The sequence below is a fragment of the Streptomyces sp. NPDC037290 genome, from assembly GCF_055603245.1.
The window spans coordinates 1-1,157 of the sequence record NZ_JBVJVZ010000173.1; the positions used below are offsets into that span (position 1 = coordinate 1).

1 protein-coding gene and 1 pseudogene are annotated in these 1,157 nt (G+C 68.5%); both read left to right on the forward strand.

Annotated elements, in window-relative coordinates:
• Positions 1-212 (forward strand): annotated as a pseudogene (locus tag ACZ7HQ_RS45755) (hypothetical protein); the annotation flags it as partial.
• Between the two features lie 112 nt (positions 213-324).
• Positions 325-1,157: SigB/SigF/SigG family RNA polymerase sigma factor (locus ACZ7HQ_RS45760; RefSeq protein WP_471003630.1), on the forward strand; the 833-nt coding region annotated here is incomplete at its 3' end.

Below are 1,157 nucleotides of genomic sequence, written 5' to 3' on the forward strand. Positions count from 1 at the left end.
AGGGCGACTCCCAGCGGCGCTTCGGTCGTCCTCAGGAGCAGACGTCGCCGCCGCGCGGCCGACCGGTTCCGGCGAGGGACGCCGGCGGCGAGCCCGGGCGGGGGGAGACGGACCGGACCCAGTACGAGCAGAGCGACCGGGCCAAGGGATCCGAGCGCCCCGAGGACGGCCCGTCGGGCAGGAGGTACCCGGATCGCGGAGACCAGTCGTAGGCGCACTGCCGCGCCCATCTGCCCGGATCGCGTATTCCGTCCGGATCCGGGTAGGTGAGCATGGTGCCGGCGGGTCTCCGGCGGCACCTTCTGGGGCAGGGGAATCATCGCAATGCCGATATCCACAACCGCTCCGGCTCCGGTCACCGCCGCGCCCCTCCCGGCGCTCCCGCAGATCCGCGACCCTCGCAAGGTGGCGCCGAGGGACGCCCGCGCTCTCAGTTCCGTCTTCTTCGAACGACTGCAGGTGCTGGAAGAGGGCACGCATGAGTACCGGTACGCACGGAACACCCTGATCGAGACGAATCTGTCTCTGGTCCACTTCGCCGCGAGACGGTTCCGCAGTCGCGGCAACGGCGAGATGGAGGACATCGTCCAGGTCGGAACGGTCGGCCTGATCAAGGCGATCGACCGGTTCGACCTCAGCCGGGAGGTGAAGTTCACCTCCTTCGCCATCCCCTACATCGTCGGGGAGATCAAGCGGTTCTTCCGCGACTCCACCTGGGCCGTCCACGTACCGCGTCGCCTGCAGGAGCTGCGCGTCACGCTCGCCAGGACCAAGGAGGAACTCGCCGGAAGACTGGACCGGGATCCCACCGTCCCGGAACTCGCCCGCCATCTCGGGTTCAGCGAGGAGGTGATCATCGACGGTCTCGTCGCCTCGAACGGCTACACCGCGGGATCCCTGGACGCTACTGTCGGAGGCGAACGGAACAGCGCGTCGATCGTCACCCACGGTGATATCGAGGGGGACGTCGACCCCGCCATCGAGAAGGTCGAGAACCTTCAGACGCTGGCGCCCCTCCTCGCGGACCTGAACGAGCGCGACCGTTCCATCGTGGCCCTGCGCTTCGGCCAGGAGATGACCCAGTCCGAGATCGGCTTGCGGCTCGGCCTCTCCCAGATGCACGTCTCCCGGCTCCTGGCCCACCTCCTCGACCGGCT